At 48.6% G+C, this 21,193-nt stretch carries 19 protein-coding genes and 2 tRNA genes; 15 read left to right on the top strand and 6 right to left on the bottom strand.

Features of this window, described 5'->3' with window-relative positions; all coding sequences use genetic code 11:
• The first annotated feature begins 59 nt into the window (after positions 1 to 59).
• From LKE33_11430 to LKE33_11415, 4 genes are all read left to right on the top strand, one after another.
• The gene (locus LKE33_11430) at positions 60 to 1,217 is read left to right on the top strand and encodes an acyl-CoA dehydrogenase (GenBank protein ID MCH3951528.1); all 1,158 of its coding nucleotides are present in this window, start codon (positions 60 to 62) and stop codon (positions 1,215 to 1,217) included.
• A gap of 134 nt (positions 1,218 to 1,351) precedes the next feature.
• Positions 1,352 to 2,212 carry a 3-hydroxyacyl-CoA dehydrogenase NAD-binding domain-containing protein gene (locus LKE33_11425; protein ID MCH3951527.1) on the top strand — a complete coding sequence of 287 codons (861 nt, stop codon included), beginning with the start codon at positions 1,352 to 1,354 and terminating at the stop codon, positions 2,210 to 2,212.
• A 15-nt stretch (positions 2,213 to 2,227) separates the two neighbouring features.
• Positions 2,228 to 3,016: an enoyl-CoA hydratase-related protein gene (locus tag LKE33_11420; protein ID MCH3951526.1), complete on the top strand. Its 789-nt coding sequence runs from the start codon at positions 2,228 to 2,230 to the stop codon at positions 3,014 to 3,016.
• A 157-nt stretch (positions 3,017 to 3,173) separates the two neighbouring features.
• Positions 3,174 to 4,547 (top strand): aminopeptidase, encoded by a 1,374-nt coding sequence (locus LKE33_11415; GenBank protein ID MCH3951525.1) that lies wholly within the window; start codon positions 3,174 to 3,176, stop codon positions 4,545 to 4,547.
• A 661-nt stretch (positions 4,548 to 5,208) separates the two neighbouring features.
• Here the strand turns inward: LKE33_11415 and LKE33_11410 are convergent.
• Positions 5,209 to 6,942 carry an NFACT family protein gene (locus LKE33_11410; protein ID MCH3951524.1) on the bottom strand — a complete coding sequence of 578 codons (1,734 nt, stop codon included), beginning with the start codon at positions 6,940 to 6,942 and terminating at the stop codon, positions 5,209 to 5,211.
• A 569-nt stretch (positions 6,943 to 7,511) separates the two neighbouring features.
• Here LKE33_11410 and LKE33_11405 point away from each other — a divergent pair.
• The 6 genes from LKE33_11405 to coaBC are packed head-to-tail and all read left to right on the top strand — an operon-like array spanning position 7,512 to position 11,417.
• Positions 7,512 to 8,135 carry a hypothetical protein gene (locus LKE33_11405; protein ID MCH3951523.1) on the top strand — a complete coding sequence of 208 codons (624 nt, stop codon included), beginning with the start codon at positions 7,512 to 7,514 and terminating at the stop codon, positions 8,133 to 8,135.
• Between the two features lie 13 nt (positions 8,136 to 8,148).
• A complete protein-coding gene (locus LKE33_11400; protein ID MCH3951522.1) occupies positions 8,149 to 9,051 on the top strand; it encodes a YicC family protein in 903 nt (300 codons plus the stop codon).
• A 14-nt stretch (positions 9,052 to 9,065) separates the two neighbouring features.
• A complete protein-coding gene (locus tag LKE33_11395; GenBank protein MCH3951521.1) occupies positions 9,066 to 9,350 on the top strand; it encodes a DUF370 domain-containing protein in 285 nt (94 codons plus the stop codon).
• Positions 9,343 to 9,987, top strand: a complete 645-nt coding sequence (gene gmk, locus LKE33_11390) for a guanylate kinase (protein MCH3951520.1) — start codon at positions 9,343 to 9,345, stop codon at positions 9,985 to 9,987. The genes LKE33_11395 and gmk overlap by 8 nt, the downstream gene beginning before the upstream one ends.
• Before the next feature lie 14 nt (positions 9,988 to 10,001).
• Positions 10,002 to 10,205, top strand: coding sequence for a DNA-directed RNA polymerase subunit omega (gene rpoZ, locus LKE33_11385; protein ID MCH3951519.1), 204 nt, complete (start codon positions 10,002 to 10,004; stop codon positions 10,203 to 10,205).
• Between the two features lie 12 nt (positions 10,206 to 10,217).
• Positions 10,218 to 11,417 carry a bifunctional phosphopantothenoylcysteine decarboxylase/phosphopantothenate--cysteine ligase CoaBC gene (gene coaBC / locus LKE33_11380; protein MCH3951518.1) on the top strand — a complete coding sequence of 400 codons (1,200 nt, stop codon included), beginning with the start codon at positions 10,218 to 10,220 and terminating at the stop codon, positions 11,415 to 11,417.
• Between the two features lie 268 nt (positions 11,418 to 11,685).
• Here coaBC and hydE read toward each other — a convergent pair whose 3' ends face one another.
• The 3 genes from hydE to LKE33_11365 form a co-directional block, all read right to left on the bottom strand.
• A complete protein-coding gene (gene hydE / locus LKE33_11375; GenBank protein MCH3951517.1) occupies positions 11,686 to 12,756 on the bottom strand; it encodes a [FeFe] hydrogenase H-cluster radical SAM maturase HydE in 1,071 nt (356 codons plus the stop codon).
• A gap of 608 nt (positions 12,757 to 13,364) precedes the next feature.
• Complete coding sequence (locus LKE33_11370; protein MCH3951516.1) at positions 13,365 to 14,114, bottom strand: DNA/RNA non-specific endonuclease; 750 nt, start codon at positions 14,112 to 14,114, stop codon at positions 13,365 to 13,367.
• Positions 14,111 to 14,518: a hypothetical protein gene (locus tag LKE33_11365; protein ID MCH3951515.1), complete on the bottom strand. Its 408-nt coding sequence runs from the start codon at positions 14,516 to 14,518 to the stop codon at positions 14,111 to 14,113. The genes LKE33_11370 and LKE33_11365 overlap by 4 nt, the downstream gene beginning before the upstream one ends.
• A gap of 132 nt (positions 14,519 to 14,650) precedes the next feature.
• Between LKE33_11365 and LKE33_11360 the strand changes: the two genes are divergently transcribed.
• On the top strand, positions 14,651 to 15,265 hold the full coding sequence (locus LKE33_11360; GenBank protein MCH3951514.1) for a Fic family protein: 615 nt from the start codon (positions 14,651 to 14,653) through the stop codon (positions 15,263 to 15,265).
• A 365-nt stretch (positions 15,266 to 15,630) separates the two neighbouring features.
• Here LKE33_11360 and LKE33_11355 read toward each other — a convergent pair whose 3' ends face one another.
• Together LKE33_11355 and LKE33_11350 are read right to left on the bottom strand one after the other, a co-directional pair.
• Entirely contained in the window at positions 15,631 to 17,259 is a 1,629-nt protein-coding gene (locus LKE33_11355) for an IS1182 family transposase (protein ID MCH3951513.1), read from the bottom strand.
• A 115-nt stretch (positions 17,260 to 17,374) separates the two neighbouring features.
• Positions 17,375 to 17,463 (bottom strand) — tRNA-Ser (locus LKE33_11350).
• A gap of 178 nt (positions 17,464 to 17,641) precedes the next feature.
• Here LKE33_11350 and LKE33_11345 point away from each other — a divergent pair.
• The 4 genes from LKE33_11345 to LKE33_11330 all read left to right on the top strand — a co-directional run bounded on the left by LKE33_11345 (position 17,642) and on the right by LKE33_11330 (position 21,151).
• On the top strand, positions 17,642 to 19,255 hold the full coding sequence (locus LKE33_11345) for a gamma-glutamyltransferase family protein (GenBank protein ID MCH3951512.1): 1,614 nt from the start codon (positions 17,642 to 17,644) through the stop codon (positions 19,253 to 19,255).
• 158 nt (positions 19,256 to 19,413) lie between these two features.
• Positions 19,414 to 19,698, top strand: coding sequence for a glutaredoxin (locus tag LKE33_11340; GenBank protein ID MCH3951511.1), 285 nt, complete (start codon positions 19,414 to 19,416; stop codon positions 19,696 to 19,698).
• Positions 19,699 to 19,784: 86 nt separating this feature from the next.
• Positions 19,785 to 19,875, top strand: a tRNA-Ser gene (locus LKE33_11335).
• 394 nt (positions 19,876 to 20,269) lie between these two features.
• On the top strand, positions 20,270 to 21,151 hold the full coding sequence (locus tag LKE33_11330; GenBank protein MCH3951510.1) for a CoA ester lyase: 882 nt from the start codon (positions 20,270 to 20,272) through the stop codon (positions 21,149 to 21,151).
• Positions 21,152 to 21,193 lie beyond the last annotated feature (42 nt).

Here is a 21,193-nt window from a genome sequence, read left to right as displayed (position 1 = left end):
ATTAATCAGTGTTCCCTTAATTGAGATAATGAGAATTTAAAGAAAGAGGGTAATTTGTCGTGGATTTTAAACTGAGTGAAGATCAGGAAATGATTAAACAACAGGCTCATGATTTTGCTGAGAGATTCTTAGCTCCGACCGTTGCTGAAAGAGATAAGAACCATGAATTCAATCGTGACCTGATGAACCAAATGGCTGAAAATGGTTTCTTCGGTATCTGCTTCCCTGAAGAATATGATGGACTGGGAATGGATGTTCTGAGCTACATCATTGCTGTAGAAGAACTCTCCAAGGTTGATGATGGTGCCGGTATCACCCTTTCCGCCTGCGTATCCCTGTGCGCAACTCCTATCTATATGTTCGGTACTGAAGAACAGAAGAAGAAGTATCTGGCTCCGATCTGCCGCGGCGAAAAGCTTGGCGCTTTCGGCCTGACCGAACCGGGTGCTGGTACCGATGCTGCTGGTCAGCAGACCACGGCTGTTCTGAAGGGTGACAAATACATCCTGAACGGCTCCAAGATCTTCATCACCAACGGTAAAGAAGCTGATACTTATGTAGTATTTGCTATGACCGATAAGAGCAAAGGCGTACATGGCATTTCCGCCTTCATTCTGGAAAAAGGCATGCCTGGCTTCAAGTTCGGTAAGATCGAAGACAAGATGGGCGGTCATACCTCCATCACTGCAGAACTCGTATTCGAAGACTGCGAAGTTCCTAAAGAAAACCTGCTCGGTCAGGAAGGCGAAGGCTTCAAGATCGCTATGGAAACCCTGGACGGCGGCCGTATCGGCGTAGGCGCTCAGGCTCTTGGTATTGCTGAAGGCGCTCTGGATGCTGCTGTGAAGTACTCCAAAGAACGTGAACAGTTCGGTCGTCCTATCAGCAAGTTCCAGGCTATCAGCTTCAAACTGGCTGACATGAAGATGAAGATTGATGCTGCTCGTTATCTGGTATACCGCGCAGCTTATCTGAAGGATCAACACGGCGACTACAGCGCTCCGGCTGCTGAAGCTAAGTGCTTCGCTTCCGATACCTGCATGCAGGTTACCACCGATGCTGTACAAGTATTCGGCGGCTATGGCTACACGGTTGATTACCCTGTTGAACGCTTCATGCGCAACGCAAAGATTACCCAAATCTACGAAGGCACCAACGAAGTACAGCGTCTGGTTATCTCCAGAGCTCTGCTTAAGAAGGATGACAAGAAGAAATAATTCTGTCCTGAGAAATACGCTGATTCAGTTCGGTAGCCCTGCATAAGGGCTGCCGAGCTAATCAGTATTTCTTTAGGCTCGAATTGTCTAAATTTTTCTTCGAATAAAATAAATTTGAAAAGGAGATCATCGCTATGGAAATTAAGAAGGTTATGGTTCTGGGTACTGGCCAAATGGGCAGTGGTATCGCTCAGGTATTTGCAAGCCACGGTATTGAAGCTTATTTACGTTCCAGAAAACAAGCTTCTGTAGAAAAAGCTCTGGCTAGAATCGAAAAGGGCCTGGAACGCAATGTGACCAAAGGCCGCATCACCGAAGACCAAAAGAAAGACACCATGGCTCATCTGCATGGCGTTGTTGAACTGACCGAAGAAACCTGCAACGTTGACCTCATTATTGAATCCGTTGCTGAAGACCTGGCTATTAAGGAAGATACCCTGGGCACGGTTGGAAGACTGGCTCCGGCTGACACGATTATCGCCAGCAACACTTCTTCCGTATCCATCACCCTGCTGGGCAACTATTCCGGCAGACCTGAAAAATTCATCGGCATGCACTTCTTCAACCCGGCTCCTGTTATGAAGCTCGTTGAAGTTACTAAGGGCCTGGCTACTTCCGATGAAACCTTCACCGTCATCAGAGACCTCGCTTCCGCTGTCGGCAAGACTCCGGTTGCTGTTCATGACTCCGCCGGATTCGTCGGCAACAGAATCATGATCCCGATGATCAACGAAGCTATCTTCACCCTGATGGAAGGCGTAGCCAGCAAAGAAGATATCGATGCTGTTGCTAAACTCGGATTTAACCATCCGATGGGGCCTCTGGCTCTGTCCGACCTGATTGGTAACGATACGGTTCTGGCTATCATGGAAGTTCTCTATGATCAGTTCGGCGATCAGAAGTATCGTCCGTGCCCGCTGCTCCGCAAGATGGTTGAAGCTGGCTATCTGGGCCGTAAGTCTGGCAAAGGCTTCTACGAATATCCTAAGAAATAATAGGTGGTGTGAGGAATGGTCGATTACAAGAATTTGCTCGTAACGACGTCCGACGCTGGTATTACCACTGTGACGATCAATCGTCCGAGTGCTTTGAATGCCCTTGATTCTGCAACGCTGAACGAGATGAAAGATTGTTTCACGCGTTTGGCATCTGATGCTGCTACGAAGGCAGTTATCGTGACCGGTTCTGGCACGAAATCCTTTGTAGCCGGTGCTGACCTTGCTGAAATGAGCAAGCTGAGTGCTGCCGAAGGCAAAGCTTTCTCTGCACTGGGACACGAAGTATTTGACATGATCGAACATCTGCCGGTTCCGGTAGTGGCAGCTGTGAACGGCTATGCCCTTGGCGGCGGCTGCGAACTGGCATTGTCCTGCGATTTCCGTTATGCTTCCGAAACAGCTAAATTTGGTCAGCCTGAAGTCAACTATGGGATTATCCCCGGCTTCGGCGGTACGCAAAGATTGGCTCGTCTGGTAGGTGCCGGGATTGCCAAAGAAGCAATCTATACCGGTTCTATGTTTGACGCTAAGGAAGCTTATCGCATCGGTCTGGTCAACAAAGTTACAAAGCCGGAAGAATTGATTCCTGCCTGCGAAGAAGTACTGAAGAAGATCCTGAAGAAGGGTCCTCTGGCTATCGCACAGGCAAAGGATGCCATCAATACGGGTCTCAATATGGACCTCGAATCCGGCCTCAATTACGAGGCTCAGGCTTTCGGCATCTGCTTTGCTACGGCTGATCAGAAGGAAGGCATGAAAGCTTTCCTTGAGAAGCGGAAACCGACCTTTACGGGTAAATAAGTCAAATCGAAAAGAGGCTGTGAAGAAGTGAGTCATCGCTCCTTCACAGCCTTTTTGTTATCCGTGAGCCTGAGGACTGGTCTTTTATCCAGATGCCTCATTATGTTATACTGATTAGCGTACAGCAGTTGACTTTTAAATGTAGGAGGAAGTAAGCATGAAAGAACCTTATAGCAGAAAAGAATCTGCCTGGGCAAGAATGGATCAGGCAGAACGCGATGCCGTTATGGCATACGGTGAAAAATATAAAGCATTTCTTGATACGGCAAGAACGGAACGGCTGGCCGTCAGCCTCATCCAGGAGCGTGCCGAAAAGGCCGGCTTCCGTCCTCTCTATGATTATAAGGAACTCAAGGCAGGGGACAAAGTATACTGGAACCAGAAAGGCAAGTCCATTATCCTGGCTGTCATCGGCAAAGCGCCGGTTCACGATGGCATGAAAATCGTGGGCTCCCACATTGATGCACCGCGCCTCGATCTCAAAGGTAATCCTGTCCATGAGCAGGATGGACTTGTCTATTTCCGTACCCACTATTACGGCGGCATCAAGAAATACCAGTGGCCCTGCATTCCGCTGGCCCTCATTGGTGTGATCTATACCAAGGACGGAAAGAAACTGAATATTAACATCGGCATGGATGAAAACGACCCGGTCTTCTATATTACGGATTTGCTTATCCATATGGCACAGGACCAGATGAAAAAGACCCTTGCCGAAGGTGTGACTGGCGAACAGCTGCAGGCTGTCATCGGCTCCAATTCCGATAAGGATGAGAAAGTCAAGGATGCTGTCATGAAGCTTCTCAAGGAAACCTATGGCATTGAAGAAGAAGACTTCACTTCGGCTGAACTGGAACTTGTACCGGCCATGAAAAGCCGCGATGTAGGTTTTGACCGTTCCCTCATTGCTGCCTATGGCCAGGATGACCGCGTCTGCTCTTACGCAAACATGGAAGGCATTATGAACGCCGCACCCGGCGAAAAGACGCAGGTAGCGCTCTTTACGGATAAAGAAGAGATTGGTTCCTACGGCAATACGGGCATGCAGTCTTCCTACTTTGTGAAATTTGTCATGAAGATGCTGTCCCTGCAGGGCAAACCATCTCTGCTTGATTTCTACGAAACCATGGAAAACAGTGAGATGCTTTCCGGCGACGTCAACAGCTGCCTCGATCCTATGTTCCCGGAAGTCACGGAAAAGGATAACTCTTCTCTCTGCGGCTACGGCATTGCACTGACCAAATTTACCGGTATCCGCGGTAAAGCAGGCAGCAACGACGCCAACAGCGAATTCATGCAGAAAATCCGCACGCTCTTTGATAAGAACGGCGTAGCCTGGCAGATCGGCGAACTCGGTAAAGTCGACCAGGGCGGCGGTGGCACCATCGCCTTCATGATGGCCGATTGGGGCTGCGAAGTCGTGGACTGCGGCACGGCTATGCTGAGCATGCATTCACCGTATGATTTGTTGAGCAAGGCGGATGCGTACGAGACTTATTTGGCGTATAAGGTATTTTTCGAAAGTAAATAATTAAAGGCACCTGCCTCACGATGGTGTTCGACATGTCTCGCACGCATCGTGAGGCAGAGTTTTTTCTAAGGACGTTTCCGCTGTCCTCTGCAGAATCCAGCGGCATGGACTTTGTCGGACCAGCCTGCGACCACTCGACGTACGTTTTTTTGTACGACTTCGTGGCCTCAGCCTGGCCCTTCGCGTCCCTGCGGCTGTCTTGCAGCAGAGTCCATCAGAAACAAAATAAAAAGCATTTGTGTAGCCGAGCACACGTTTCAAAAGAAAGACAAAAAAACGGTGCAGCAGGCTCTCTTGTTTTCCGTCAGAAAAATAAGAGGGGGCACTATGTGGCGGGTGTTCAGTAAGAACGCAGAGATGAGTTCGATAAAGGGGGTCCAGGTTTAATTGATCTAAATCTTTGATTTAGTTTTCGAAAGGTGATACGATAAACAAATTCAATTCCTTATATAACTAAAAGAGACTGTAAAACATGATTGCTCATTATTTCGCAGTCTCTTTTTTGTATTTCGAAATTCAAAACTAACTGTTGTCTCAAACTATCTAAAGAATTCGCCAAAGCAGCTGTTTGCTCGACTGTGTTAACCAGCAGATACTATTCACTATCCACCCTGCTGCCAGGCTGAATGCCAAAAGCTAAAAGCGCTTTTTTGAACAATTTTTATGCCTTCACAGCGTCCTTATCCGGTTTCACGTATAATGTAGTTTGGTTCGTGAAAATTACAAACCCCGGCTTTGCCCCGTTCGGTTTTTTGACGAAGCGTTTTTCCGTATAATCGACAGGGACGCGGTCGGCGTTCTTGCCTTTACTGAAAGTGGCAGCAATCTGTGCTGCCTTGAGGATATCTTCTTCCCGCGGTTCGGGGAGCGTCGTCTTCATAATGACATGGGAACCGGGGATATTTTTGGCGTGGAACCACAGATCGTGGCCGCGGCCGAGTTTAAAGGTCACAAAGTCGTTCTGCTTATTGTTCTTGCCTACATAAAGGTAGGTATCTTCCGACAGGGTGATTTTTAGCGGCTCTGACTTACCGGCTGCAGGCATTTTCTTTTTGGGAGCAGGAATGACCTTGATGCTGATGAGCTCCTGTTTGATTTCCTCAATTTCTCCGCGCGTCATGGCCGTATCGAGCGACGCGTCGAGAGATTCCAGATACTGCAGCAATTCTTCCGCTTCCTGCTGCTGTTCCTTGATTTCGCCGATGGCCCGCTTATATTTATTGTATTTTTTATAGTAGGCCTGGGCGTTTTCAAGCGGCGTGAGCTGCGGGGCGAGGGCGATGACAAGAGGCGTATTGTCGTAGATATTGCTAAGAGTACATGTGGTATCGCCTTTTTTTAACTGATAGTGATAGGCCATGAGCGTATCAGCTTTAATTTTCTGAGCGTCGGCGTTTTCCGCACGGGCCAGATCCTGGGCGAGTGCCTTGATTTTCTTTTCTGTTTTGGCCTGCTGCGCCTGAACAATTTTTTGCAGCGTATCTTTTTCCGGAATCTGTACCGGAATGAGGGAAGCACTGTAGGCGAGGGCATCGAGCAGTGCCGGGAAGGATTCCGTCTTCATTTCCGGATGGATGACAGGTTTATAAGGAACAAGGTTTTTCATGCGGTTGCGCTTATCAATCTGGGCGTAGACCGTCGTGTCCTTATCTTCCAGCCGGGCCTGTACTTCTTCCTGCAGGGAGGCAATGGCCTTTTCAATCCTGGCGGCAGCCGTCACGTCCATAAGCTTAGGCGCGCCTCCGAACCCGCTGCGGGCGGCAATTTCCATGGCCGTCTGTTTGCCGATGCCCTGGGTTACGGCAATGAGCGCTCCTGTCAGGTCTTCGGCACTGGAGGCAGCGCAGGCTTCCCGGATGGCATGAGGTGTACTCTCCAGAAGATTCAGCCCCTCCTGGGCCGGCGGAAATTCGTACGGCGTATTCGGCAGAATCTGTCTTACCCGGCTCTGCGCTTTGCCGATATGGCGCAGTGCGTCGAGGATGATGCCATCTTCATTCACAAAGATGATATTGCTGTTGCGGCCCGTCATTTCGAGAATCAGCTTTTTGGTGATAATCTTGCGTTCGGCTCCGATGAGGTCAATATCGATAATAATGACACGGTCGAGGTCCTTTTGCATGATCTGGGTAATGCGGCCTTCTTCGAGGTGCTTACGCAGCAGCATACAGAAAGACGGCGGCATGTTCGGCCGTTCCGGCAGCTTTTTGGGAAGCGTAATGAGGGGTGTGTCACCGCTCATATCAATGAGAAAATTGACTGTATGGGAAATCTGATTGACCTGGATCAGAAGGGAACTTTTACCAGGCATGAAAATTTTATAGATACGGCCGCTGACCAGAGCTTTGGCAAGTTCATGGACAAGGACACGCAGTGTAAGACCTTCCAGGTTCATAATAAAAATCTCCTTTGTAAAAAACGCAGGCCGCAGGTTGGTCGCGGGTCGCCGGTCGCTCTGTAGGAAGCAAACCGCGCAGCGGTTTGCGCAGAATATACAAAAATAGAAGCACCAGCCTCTTATTTTCTTTCAGAAAATAAGAGGGGGACCGCTTGCGGTGGGTATTCAGTACGATAACAGGAATGGGTACGAAAAAGCGCCTATTAAATCCAAACTATACCTCTAATTGGGGCACTAGCCTTATAGTGACCTCCTTCAACGTCACGGAGTGAAATTGAACGAGGGGGACCGCTTGCGGTGGAAGATGTCCCTCTCTGCCGAAGGCTATAACTTTCTGCCAGCAGCATTCTTTCTCAAGAATCCGTCTAAGTAGCTATCCGCACTATGGTGCTAACCACTACTCACTAACCACTTTATCACTTGTCCGCCTGCAAAGCAGGCGGCACAAATTTGCACCCAACCTCATAATCATATATAATATTAAGATAAAGTTATACAAGAATTCGTTTGTCTGCTTTCCAGTATAATGGAAGAGAACGGGTTGGTCAAACTGCTAGGAGGAACTCATGAAAAAAATTGGTTTTATTGTTACAGCTCTTCTTTGTCTGACGCAGTCAGCCTACGCTATGCTCCCTATAACGGAAAACAATATCGAGCGTGCTCAGCAATACGGCGTAGAGAGGAAGGGTGCTTCGACACTTGAATTGGTCGCTCCCTGGACCATTTACGACCGGAAACTTCTTAATAAGTATGGCCTTGGAGAAAAGACCGTGGTCTATACTCCTTACCTCATGGCGGCACTGGATGCCCAGTCTGCTGCCAAAGGCGGGACAACGGCTAGTCTCGCACGGGGAATGAAGGTTGCCAAGGATTACAAGGGCGTGCTGGCTCTTGCCGTGACGGTAAGCACCACGTCGAAGCTGGAACCCAAGAATCTGAGAGTGCGTATGTATCAGGGAACGAATGTCATCGACCCTTATTACACGAATTTGAATTCTGCCAAACAGCGTTCCATGCAGGTCAGCCCCGGCCAGGGACAGGCTCTGCAGAAGGTCAATGTTTGGGATCTGCAGTATTTCGTCTATTTTGATTTGACGAAACTTAACGCGCAGCGTCCCATGGTCTTTGCCGTTACTGATAAAGCCGGCGGAACGCGGGAGTTTGTCATTAATCTGACTAAAGTAAACTAAGGAGTGTGTCCCCGTGGTAAAAAGCATGACCGGCTACGGCCGGGGGGAGTATCAGGATGATGCTTTCTCATTTATCTTTGAACTAAAAACAGTCAATCATCGCTATGCAGAAGTCGCTATTCGTCTGCCGCGGTTTCTGAATCCTCTGGAAAGCCGCATTCGGCAGACCGTCCTGAAAAGAATTGCCCGGGGCCATGTAGACGTCTTCATTACCGCTTCCTATACAGCGGAGGAGGGAAGGCGCATAAAGATTGACAAAGGTCTGGTAAAAGCTTATCATGAGAGTTTGAAAGATACGGCGGACCTTTTGGGTGTCGGCAAGGATAACGTAGGCGGCGAACGGGAATTGTATTTTATTTCCAACCAGCCGGATGTACTGACGCTCGAAGAGGCAGCCATTGATCCGGAAGCCCTGTGGCTCAAGATGGAACCTGCCATCAATGAAGCATTGGATCACTGCGATGCCATGCGGGAAGCCGAAGGTGCGAATATTTCCCGGGATGTGGCACACCGGGTCGATCTTATTGAAGAAAAACTGGGTGAAATCGAAAAGGAAGCCCCGCAGACCGTAGCAGATTACGAAGCAAAACTCACAGAGCGCATCCAGGAACTTCTCGACAAGAACAATGCCGGTGAAATCGATCAGAGCCGGCTCATCCAGGAAGTGGCCATTTACTCCGACCACGTGAATATTACAGAAGAAATTGTCCGTCTGCACAGCCATATCAAGCAGTTCCGTGAAATGCTTGCATCCGCTCATCCGGTAGGCAGACGGATGGATTTTTTAGTACAGGAATTCAATCGTGAGGCAAATACGATTGCTTCCAAGGCTAATGATTCCGTCATTACTCAGACAGTAGTGGACATGAAGGGCGAAATCGAAAAAGTTCGGGAGCAGATTCAGAACATCCAATAATGAAGGAGCATTGTATGGATATCAAATTAATCAATATCGGGTTTGGGAATATTGTTTCTGCCCAGCGTGTGATTACGATTATCGGGCCGGAATCGGCTCCTATCAAAAGAATCATTCAGGACGGACGGGACAAGGGTGTGGTCATTGACGCCACTTATGGACGCCGGACCCGTGCAGTCCTTATTATGGACAGTGGTCATATCGTGCTGTCTGCCCTGCAGCCGGAGACCATAGCAAACCGGTTCAATCAGGATGATAACGGGGAAGACGAGGATGAGGAGGAAACCGAAGATGAATAAACCACAAGGTATTTTGTTGGTGTTATCCGGGCCTTCCGGTGCCGGTAAAGGAACAATCTGCAGCCGGCTTTTGGAAAAAAGAAAGGATATGGCCTATTCCGTATCCTGCACAACCCGCGCTCCCCGCAGGGGTGAAGTAGACGGCAAGAATTACTTCTTCAAGACCCGTGATGAGTTTGAAGAAATGATTCGCAGCGGCGGCCTGCTGGAACATGCGTCCGTGTATGGCAACTACTACGGTACGCCGCGCCAGTACGTACTGGACCGTCTGGATGAAGGTCAGGATGTCATTTTGGAAATCGATCCTCAGGGTGCCCTGCAGGTCAAGAAAAACTATCCTGACGGCGTATTCGTCTTCATCGTGCCGCCTTCCCTGGATGAACTTTCAAAGCGCATCTATAAACGCGGTACCGATGCCGTGGACGTAATCAAACGCCGCCTGAGCGCCGCTACGTCTGAACTGGCCTATGCTTCCAAGTATGACTATATTGTAGTCAATGACGAAGTCGAAAAGGCTACCGACAAAGTCAGTAAGATCATCGATGTGGAACACCTCAAGGTGGGCCGCACTTATTATATAGTCGATGAGATCTGCCATTGCCAACCCAATGGGGATGGCACTTGCAGTTGTAAGTAAAGGAGTGTGTCATTATGTCGTTAGTTGAACCAAGCATTGATAAATTGTATGACAAAGTAGGTTCCAAGTATGGTCTTGTGATTATGGCGGCTAAACGTGCCCGTCAGCTCGTGGATAAAGCTCCGGCTCTTGTTGAATGCGATTCCAATAAGCCGGTTTCCATTGCCCTGCATGAAATTGATGCAGGTCTCGTGACTGCTGAACCAGCTAAAAAGTAAGAGGAGCATATCGTGCTAGAAGGCAAGAAGATTGTCGTAGGTGTGGCCGGCGGTATTGCGGCCTACAAAGTTGTAACCCTCGTAAGCCGCCTGGTACAGGCGGGTGCTGAGGTGCGCGTCGTCATGACGGAAGCCGCTACGAAACTCGTGTCGCCGCTCCTGTTTAAGGAAATCAGTGGTCATCCTGTAGCTCACGATATGTGGGCCGGCAATGACGAATTCAACGTCGAACATGTGGCACTGGGCCGTTGGGCAGACCTTGTAGTCGTTGCTCCGGCTACTGCCAATATTATCGGGAAGATGGCCGGCGGCATTGCCGATGACCTGCTTTCGACAACGCTTATTGCTTGCGATAAGCCGAAAATCATCTGCCCGGCTATGAACTCTAACATGCTGCACAATCCGGCCGTAGTCAGAAACCTGGAGACACTGAAAAAAGACGGTATCGTCATCATGGACAGTGCCTGCGGGCATTTGGCCTGCGGAATCAGCGGCGACGGAAGGCTGCCTGAACCGGAAGAAATCAAGAGCTTTATCGACCACTACCTGGCCCAAAGATATGGGGATCTCAAGGGAATCCGCATTCTGGTGACGGCTGGCGGTACGCGCGAAGCCATTGACCCGGTTCGTTTTATCGGCAACCGTTCCAGTGGGAAAATGGGCTACGCCATTGCCCGTGACGCTGTGCGCCGCGGTGCCGATGTGACGCTCATTTCCGGTCCGACGGCACTCAAGGTACCGGATCACGTGTGCCTGCAGAGAGTCGAATCGACCGAAGAAATGATGAAGGCGTGCCTGGAGGTGTATCCTTCCGTGGATGCCGTCATCAAAGCTGCCGCTGTGGCAGACTATAAGCCGCATCATATGGCAGAACAAAAGATTAAGAAGAACGATGAGAAGCTGACACTCGAACTGGATAAGACGCCGGATATCCTGAAGCGTCTCGGACAGGAAAAGAAGCATCAGTTCCTCGTCGGTTTTGCCGCGGAAACACAGAACCTGGTGAAGAACGCGGCCGAGAAAGTGAAAAAGAAGAATCTGGACATGATTGTCGCTAACGACGTGACCATGGCCGGTGCCGGTTTCAGTACCGATACCAACGTAGTGAAGTTCCTCTTCCCCGATGGTACCGTACAGAATATCGGCATGATGTCGAAAGAAGACATCGGAAATCTGATCCTTGATATCGTAAGGGATCATGTAAAGAAATAAAAAAGAGACTGTGAAATAATGTGAGTAATCATTGTTTCACAGTCTTTTTTTCGCCGCTCGTAGAAGTAAACAAAAATAGTCGCACCAGCCCTTAACCCTCTTCTAATCCACTCTGTGGCTTAGGAAGGAAAAGGATTCGCGTTGCGTGAGAAAATGTCCCTTTCTGCCTAAAAACTATGCTAAACAACAAGAGCTGTGAAGCAGCGATCTCTCGCCATTTCACAGCTCATAACTCATAACATAACTCAAGACTCACAACTTACTCGCCTTAAATCTCCGGATCTTCCGGCATTTCAGATAATTTCAGAGTTACTTTTTTCTTTAGTTTCGAATCGCCCCGATCCACGACCATCTGGAAACCATGTGGCTCCAGGCTCATATCGAGCGACTGGAGTGTCCGCAGCAGCGATACTCGCGGCAGCCGCGGCAGGTCACCCATATCTTTAGGCGGCAAAATCGGAATTCGCAGTACATTGGCGCCGGCAAGCACGGCCATAATCTGACCCTGCAGGTGGATATGACGGAGTGAATAGGGAGCCGCGATGTTGGCTTTCGGGAACATGACGCGCAGAATAGCAACCATGCGCAGATACGTCTCCACGCCGCACGGCAGATGCCTACGGAAGGAAGTTCCTTCTTTCGGTACAAAAGGCGAAAGACTGATAGCGTGCGGAGAAAGTTCCTGCATCAGTGTCAAATCGCGAACCAGATAATCCGGCATCTCGTAAGGGGCACCGACAATGAACCCTGTATCTGTCTCATAGCCGATTTCTTTTAAATCATTGAGACAGTTGATTTTTGTCGACAAAGAATAGGAAGGAGGATGCAGCCTGGAAAAATGCAGGGGATCTGCTGTTTCAAAGCGCAGCAGATAGCGGTCGGCACCGGCTTTAAACATCCGCGTGTAAGAAGCCTTGCTGCGTTCTCCCATGGACAGGGTGATGGCGCAGTCCGGAAATTCATCCTTCAGATTCATCAGGATGTTGCACATAATCATATCCGTGTAATACGGATCTTCCCCGGATTCCAGGACAAAGGTACGCAGTCCCATGTTGTAGCCTTCCCGGCAGGCCGCCCGGATCTGTTCCCAGTTCATACGATAGCGGCTTAAATCTTTGTTTTCGGCACGCAGATTGCAGTAAAAGCAATTTCTTGGGCAGTGGTTCGTAAAAGGCAGCACACCTTGCAGATAGATTTTGCGGTTCAGCAAATACGTGACCGCTTCCTGGGCGGCCTCAAAAAGACGATTCCGCAGAGTCGGATCATTTGTCTTGATGAGTTCCAGAAAGTCGTCCTCAGACAATGTTGACTTTTCTTTCAGTTGTTCCACAATATCCATTCTGTTACCCTCGTTATCAAATCATCAACCTGCATCGGCAGTCCTTTCATCTTCAGCCATGCAGGGACAGCACAAATATTATACCTTATTTTATAGTGGAGGACAAGAAAGGGGAACAATACAGCGCTTTGGCGCTATCGCGCGAAAGAAAGCTATGAAGCTGTGGCCGCCTTCGGCGGCAGGGATGTCCATCGCTCACTGCAAAACGGCTTGAATAAAAACGCTATCCTCCACCGCTATCGTCAGCACTTCCTAACGTCAGTGCTGACTGCGGTTTCCCCTCCTTTCGAAGCCGCAAAGCGGCTTGAAAGGAGGTCGCGATGGGGGCTAGTGCTACAAATAAAGATTTAGTATGGATTTTGCAGGCGCTTTATCGCACTAATCCCTGTTATCGTACTGAATACCCACCGCAAGCGGTCCTGCCCTTCCTTATTTTCTGAAAGAAAATAAGAGGGCAGCTACAGATCATTTACACAAGTTGTTTTAAATTAGTTCAGAGCGAAAATGCCGCAGCAATTTTGCTTCCGCGGGCGGACAGCGGGCTACCGAAGGCGAAAAAAGGGCTGTGAAAAATAAATTCATTTTTCACAGCCCCTTGAACTATGTTGCTATTCTCTTTTGCTAGTACCCGTTTGATAATTAATGACGATTCCCGGTTGATTATTATACGCGTACACATTAAACTGCACGCCGGCGCCTTTGTCTTCCACACTGTAGGCTTCCATCTGGACGCCGCGTGCTACGAGCTCATTGCCTTTAAAAATCGGAGTGACCCGGTAAAGTACGTGGTGATTTGTTTCTTTGACATAGTCGGCAACCATGTTTTCAAAAGGCAGCATGCCCGTGACGTTCAGGTACCGTGTCCCCGTGATCAGATTGCGGCGATTGGCGTTTTCTGCTGTCAGCTGGTAGCCAATCAGATGGCAGCGGTTATACAGGTACTTGCCGTCGATGCCGTCATATTTGGCAATGTGCCAGCCTGTCGGCTTGATGCTTCCGATAGCGCCGCGTTTTTTCGTCGGCATCGTGGAACGGCTGACATTGGCGTATGCCACGCCGCAGCGTCCCAGACTATCGAGCTTGCTGTAGTGCTCGAAGGAAGTTGTCGAAGCCTTGTCCTTGTCAGAGAAGGACGGCACATTATTGTTGATGACAACGTAAGGTTTCCCGGAAAATTCCGGGATGCTCGCAAGATCAAATGACGTCTGCGATTTGGCAGCAGGTGCTTTCTGGGTGACCGCTGCTTTGTTCTTGGCAGATGACGTTTGTGTTTTCGTCTGGGCGGAACTGCCGCAGGCCGTAAAGAGCAGGGAAATACTCAGCAGGAGGGATGCCGCAAGGCTTGTGAATTTTTTCATTTTTCATATACCTCTTCCGTAATTTTGTCGTGGGAAGAACCGGCAAAATCTCTCGTAGAGGTGCAGTGCCAGCCCTTGGTCACGTCGATGTCAAAATATAAATCGCCCGGATAGGCCCGGTTCCAGTGGTACAGAATAATCTTTTCAATCCGGTCTTTGTAGGGAGCTGCTTCCCGGTCTTCCAGGAGCGCATACTCTCCAGAGCCGGCTTTTTCCAGGAAATCTTCGTCGACCTGGATCGGAGCATCTGTTCCTTCAAAGAGTGCGGCCGAATAGGCATCCATCCAAAGCTTCTTACCGCCCGTCAGAGCAAGGATTTCACTGCGCAGAACCCGGTCCTGACTCTGGCGGCGATGATTAAACATAAGCCCGCCTGAATCATCGACACAAGTGATGAGAATCATGGAGGCATCCATCCTTTCCGTGTATGTTGTTATCTTTGTTTATTATATCAGATAATAAATTGTAGGAAATTGCTTTATTTCTTATAATAGTTATATAGGGTTAAAATTCACACAGGGAAAATGAGGATTCAAATGACACTGGAAAATAAGCTGCATATTACAGATGACCAGAAACTGGCTGATGAAGAAGAACGACTTTCTAAGCTGCGTGCTTTGGAGTTATATGATAAAAAGTTGCTGAACACTGTTGAAGCAGGAACATTCAAAGGACTGCAGACCATTCACAAGTATCTCTTTCAGGACATTTATGAGTTTGCCGGAAAACTGAGGACTGTTAACATGTCCAAAGAAAATTTTCGTTTTGCCTCGTGCCGGTATTTGGAAGAATCGCTGCAGCAGATTGACAGAATGCCTCAGAGTACTTTTAACGAAATCATTGAGAAATATGTGGAAATGAATGTGGCCCATCCCTTTCGGGAAGGCAATGGACGGAGCAGCCGCATCTGGCTGAATACTATATTGAAAAAAGAAATCCATCAGGTGGTCGACTGGAGCCGTGTCGATAAGGCAGCATACCTCAAGGTCATGGAACAAAGTCCTGTTAGCGACATGGAACTCAAAAGACTGCTGCAGGGGGCGCTGACTGACCGGATCAATGACCGGAAGATTTATATGGAAGGTATCGACGCATCGTACCAGTATGAAGGATTTGACAGGTATCGTACGTCAGAACTGATACTTGCATAGCACCCGCGGCTTTTGGAGCTGTAGACAGCGAAAAAGGGACTGTGAAAAATAAAAAGATGCTTTTGGCTCAAGTAAAATATGATATAAACCCTGAAATTTAGAAGTTAACTTAAATTTCAGGGTTTATTTTTATAAGTTTAAAGCAAAATGCTTTGGTCATTTTGCTTCCACGGGCGACCCGCGGCCAGCGACCGGCGACCTGCGTAAAGGGGCTGTCGCAAGTGACCGATTTTTAATCCCTGAAATAACTTGCTAAAGGCCCCAATTTGCCTTATTTTTTAGTTGAATATGTTTTGAGATGAAAAAAGGGCGCACGAAATTAAGCAACCCTAAGTTGCTTTTTTCGAGCGCTCTTTTTGTATCTTTTAGGCCTCTTTTTTCAGCGGATACAAGTGCAAATCCTCTTTGCCGTCTTGAACTTTGTGATGAACCTTCAAGACATTCCGTGCCATGGCACATATTCCCACTGTTACCAGGGCATTTCCTTTGCCTCGGGTTTCTAGTCTTCTGACATTTAATGAATCCTTGAGATCCGCAAAGGCTCCTTCTGCCTGTATACTGCGGTTCATCCTCAGTTCCTTACCATATTCGGAAGTAATGTTCTTCAGGGATTCTGCCCTCAATGCAGCAAAATTCTTCGAGACCACTAATTTCTTGTTTCTTTTCTCCATGGGTGTCCTGCAATTGTTCCCATGGATGCACTGTTCCTTGTAGGGACAACCGCTGCAGTCCTTACATTCGTAATATGTTTTCTCTGACACATATCCCGACCGGTTCTTTACCTGGGTTACTTTGCTGACTTTCAGCAGTCTCCTGCCTTTACAGATATACATGTCTTGATCAGGCAAATATGTCATGTTTTCTGCTTTGCCGATGTCGTTCTTATACTTTTTCCTCTTGCTTCTTTCATAATTGTTAGGCTTGATATATGAAGTATACTGATTCTTCTTCAGCCAGACCAAGTTCTCTTCGCTTTCATAGCCTGCATCGGCTACAATGTTTGCAAATTTCTGACCGAAGTGGGCTTCAAATCCTTCAAGAAAAGGAATGAGTGTCCGCATGTCTGTTGGATGTGCACTTACATCTGCAAACAAGGTAAAACCGGAATTGTTTGCATATTGGACATTGTATCCCGGCTTTAAGGCGCCATTAAGCATGGCGTCTTCTTTCATCCTCATAAAGGTAGCATCCGGGTCTGTTTTGGCAAAGCTGTTCCGTTCCCCACAGATATGAAGCTGCTTCGTATACACCTTAAGCCGTTTGAGATAGTTAGCTAAAATCTCATAGTACTTCTGTAGGATGGTCTTTCTTTTCCCACATCCGTGAACAAACTCGATTCCCTCAGCCCGCTTTATGACAAGCAGTTTTTTTAGGAGCTTCTTTAAATGACGGATGTGGAAAGTGTTTCCGTAACAGACCTTGATTCCGAAACGTTCCTCGATTTCGGGAACCAGTTGCTCCAGTTTCTCTATGAGTTTGTTCTGGCTGCCTAAGACTCTGTTTTTCCAAACAAATTTGTATTTGTTTGCCACAGATTCAATTTTTGTCCCATCGATGAACAGGCTATCCAGCGTGATGAACCCGCGAGCCAGCAGCCATTTATCCATCTGAATCATGAGCTCCTTGATACATGGTTTTAGATGGAGGGAACAAAATCTTGCAATGGTTGCATTATCCGGAGCTTTTTTCCCATCTAAGAGGAACATGAAATGAGTGTCTCTTTTACAGGATTGCTCTATCTTACGCGAACCACGAATTCCTTCCATACATGCATAAATGACGATTTCCAGCAGCTGAATTGGTGACGTTAATTTATTCTCGACATGAGAATACGTGTCATACAATGCCTTTACATCCATCCCTTCTACCATGGCACGCACCAAGCGAACAGGATCGTCATTAGGGATTTGTACTTCAAAATTTAGAGGAAGAAAAAGTTGATAAGAACTGCCAATTTTTGTATAATCCTTTTGTGTAGGTTTCTTTTTTGGCATATTTAAATTCTACACCAAGGCGCGGTCTCATTCAATGAGGCCGCGCCTTGCTTTTACCTTGTTTTTGATACAAAAGGGGCCGTCGCAAAATGCGACAGTCCCTTACCTTTTCAAATGGCGGAGAGGGTGGGATTCGAACCCACGGTCCCTTGCGGGATCGCCAGTTTTCAAGACTGGTGCCTTAAACCGCTCGGCCACCTCTCCGTAACATTAGAAAGTATATCGGAACTCCGCGGGAATGTCAAGAAATGGAGGGACAGGCGCCAATATAAGTCATCACTATTCTCTCATCCTGGACGCTTCCTTTTATTTTGATTCTATTGTAAAATGAGGGCAATAATCTTTATCAGCACCGGCATTTGGTGCGGAAAGGGAAACTACGATGAAGTTTGATGGTCTCACCTATCGTTATCCTTCCCGGCGGGGCGTGGTGTACGGCCGCCGGGGAATAGTATGCACTTCTCAGTCTCTCGCGGCTCAGGCAGGTCTTGACGCACTGAAGCGGGGCGGAAATGCTGTGGATGCTATCTTGACTACGGCTATCTGCATGACTGTGCTGGAACCGACGAGCAATGGCCTCGGCAGCGATGCTTTTGCTCTGTACTGGGATGCTGCAACAAAACAGCTCTACGGTCTTAATGGAAGCGGATATGCGCCGCAGGCCCTGACTCCGGAGGCTATGAAACAAAAAGGCTATACAGCAATGCCGGACCGGGGCTGGGCTGCCGTGACGGTGCCGGGTGCTCCGTCGGCATGGGCCGAACTGCATCAACGTTTTGGCCGGCTGCCCTTTGCGTCACTTTTTGAACCGGCCATTTCTTATGCCGAAAACGGCTATCCTGTCCAGCCGATTACGAGTCTTCTCTGGCAACGTTCCGTGGATACCTTTGCACCTTTTAAGAGCGACCCTTCGTTTGCACCTCTTTTTGAAACATTTTTTGCCAAGGGTGCTCCGCAGCCCGGGAACCTGGTTACACTGCCGGATCATGCAAAGACGCTGCGGCTTTTGGCAGATAGTCACTGCGAAAGCTATTACCGCGGCGCTCTTGCCGGTGAAATCGACGCTTTCTCCCGCAAGACGGGCGGCTATCTCCGTAAGGAAGACCTTGCTTCCTACCGGGCCGAATGGGTGACACCGGTGCATTTGAATTACCATGGGTACGATATCTGTGAGATTCCGCCGAACGGACACGGAATTGTCGCGCTCATGGCGCTTAATATTCTGCAGCAGATGAGCGGCATGACGGGGAGAGATGATGTCGAAACCATTCATAGGCAGCTTGAAGCTATGAAACTTGCCTTTGTGGACGGCCGCGAATACATTACGGACCCGCGTCACATGAAGATGCCTGTAGACTATCTTCTGAGCCGTCAATACGCGGCCCGGCGCGCGGCAGAAATCGGAAAAGATGCACTGATGCCGAAACCAATCAGCCCCGACTGCGGCGGTACGGTTTACCTCTGTGCAGCAGACGAAGAAGGCAATATGATTTCTTACATCCAGAGCAATTTCAAAGGATTTGGCAGCGGCATTGTGATTCCGCACCGCGGCATTGCCTTAAACGACAGAGGCTGCAGCTTCAGTCTCGATCCGTCGCACGCCAATACGCTGAAGCCTGGAAAGAAACCCTATCATACTATTATTCCCGGTTTCTTGATGAAAGACGGGGAAGCAGTCGGACCCTTTGGCGTCATGGGCGGTTTCATGCAGCCTCAGGGTCACGTGCAGGTCATGATGAATCTCATCGATTTTGGTCTCAATCCGCAGGAGGCACTCGATGCTCCGCGGTGGCAGTGGACCGGCGGCAAAAAGGTTGAAATCGAAGCAGGCTTTGGCTCCGAAGTCGCAGAAGCACTCCGCGCGCGGGGGCATGAAATCACAGTTAAGAAAGATTTCACTAGCTTCGGCCGCGGACAGATGATTCTGAGAAACAAAGAAGGCGTCCTCGCCGGCGCCACGGAGCCCAGAGCTGACGGCACCGTAGCAGCGTGGTGAAAAACGCGTGTCGCAGGTCGCTCTATAGGAAGCCAAGATGCCGAAGGCTAAGCTATTGGCAGCTATCTGCTGCCGGCTAACTGGTGTGCTATCTGCCGATTATTTCGCAATGAGGCCAAAAGCCAAATGCATTTTTTTATAAAAAAGGAGAAAATCCCATGAAAACAATTACTTTCATTCATTTATCAACTTGTCCTTACTGCGCTAATGCCAGAAAAGCAATGGCGGAATTGAAGGAAGAACATCCGGAATATAATAAGATTCCGATGGTCAGTATTGAAGAGTCCGAAGAACCGGATAAAATCGTTCCTTTTGCCGATGATTATTATTATGTGCCGTCCTTCTTCGTAGATGGTAAGAAGATGTACGAAGCCTCTCCGGACGATACGTATGAATTCATCCGGAATCACGTAAAGGAAGTTTTCGAAGCGGCTGTGAAATAATTCTTGGGCCGTAAGAAGAAAGATTCACTGAAATCGCACTTGACTTTTTAGGCAATATCGTGTAACCTTAATAAGTCAGTTGTTTTGGAGTGGTACTCAAGTGGCTGAAGAGGACGGTTTGCTAAATCGTTAGGGGGGTTACACCCCGCCAGGGTTCAAATCCCTGCCACTCCGCCATTCGTAAATTCGCCTGCTGCAGATTGCAGCAGGCTTTTTTATTGTCTTTTATCAAACCGCCTGGCGGTTTGATAAAAGACGCGGACCACCAGGTTGCAGGTCGCGTGTCGCTCTGTCGAAAGCAAACCGTAAACGGTTTGCAGCGAATATAAAACCGGTTGTAATCTAACTCAAGAATCAGTCAAAACAGGTACCCGCACGGTTGTACTAACCATTTCCAACTACTCACTATGTTTTAAAAATTATAAGCCACCCTTATAATATTATGAAAAACTCATATTGGACAGATAAGACTGAACTTCCTACAATAGAATGGAATGGGTATAGAAATTATTTACCGGCGGCTGTGCCGTCCGGCAACATCACAGATTTCCAAGGGAATGGAGGAGTTAGCATGGCAAAATTACGCAGAACACTGGCTTGGGTTATCGGCGGAGACGATGCAAAACTGCAGCAGGTACTGGCAAGTGAAGCAGACGCGATAACCATTGAACTGGAAGACCTTTGCCCGGCTGAGGCTAAAGAGAGTGCTCGTGCCTGGGCTGTCGATAAACTGCAGCATGTAGATTTTGGTGAGAAGGAAGTCGGCGTGCGTATCAATTCTTTTGAATCTCCCTGGGGCCGTAAGGATCTGGAGGCAATTCTGCCATGCCATCCGAACTTCATTCGTCTGCCGAAGTGTGAAAATCCGCGTGATGTACTCGACGTCGATGCTATCATTACGCAGTATGAACTGACTCATGATTTGCCGCGCAACACGATGGAACTTCTGCTTATGATTGAAACGCCGCTGGGTGTGCGCAATGCTTACGAACTTGCTTCCTGCACCAAGCGTGTTACCGGCCTGACCCTGGGCGCTGTGGACCTTACGACGGCCATGGGCGTTAAGCGGGATCTGACCGAAAAATGCCTGCAGCTCGTCTATGCTAAGGAAAAGCTCGTCATGGATGCAAAGGCAGCCGGCGTGGAAGCCTATGACACGGCTGTGTTCTGCCCAGAGGGTTCCAACAAGGAAATCGAGGAATTTGTCCGCATTGATACGGAAGATGATAAGAAGATGGGCTTTGCCGGCAGAGGCCTGACCAATCTTAATCACGTGCCTATCATCAACGCTGTCTACAGCATTCCCGAAAGCGAAATTGATTTTGCCCGCCGTGTAGTTGCTGCGTATGAAAATGCTTCCGACGAAGAAAAAGCACATGTCTTTGTCGATGGGAAATATGTCGATGTGCCGGTATACAGAGCTGCACAGAGACTCCTGGAAAAAGTAAAATAATAAATACTTGCCACAGGTCATGACCGTGGGCGGCGTTTTGTT

Source organism: Acidaminococcus sp., assembly GCA_022482815.1.
In the GTDB taxonomy this organism is placed as follows: Bacteria; Bacillota; Negativicutes; order Acidaminococcales; family Acidaminococcaceae; genus Acidaminococcus.
This window is presented reverse-complemented; position numbering and strand designations above follow the sequence as displayed.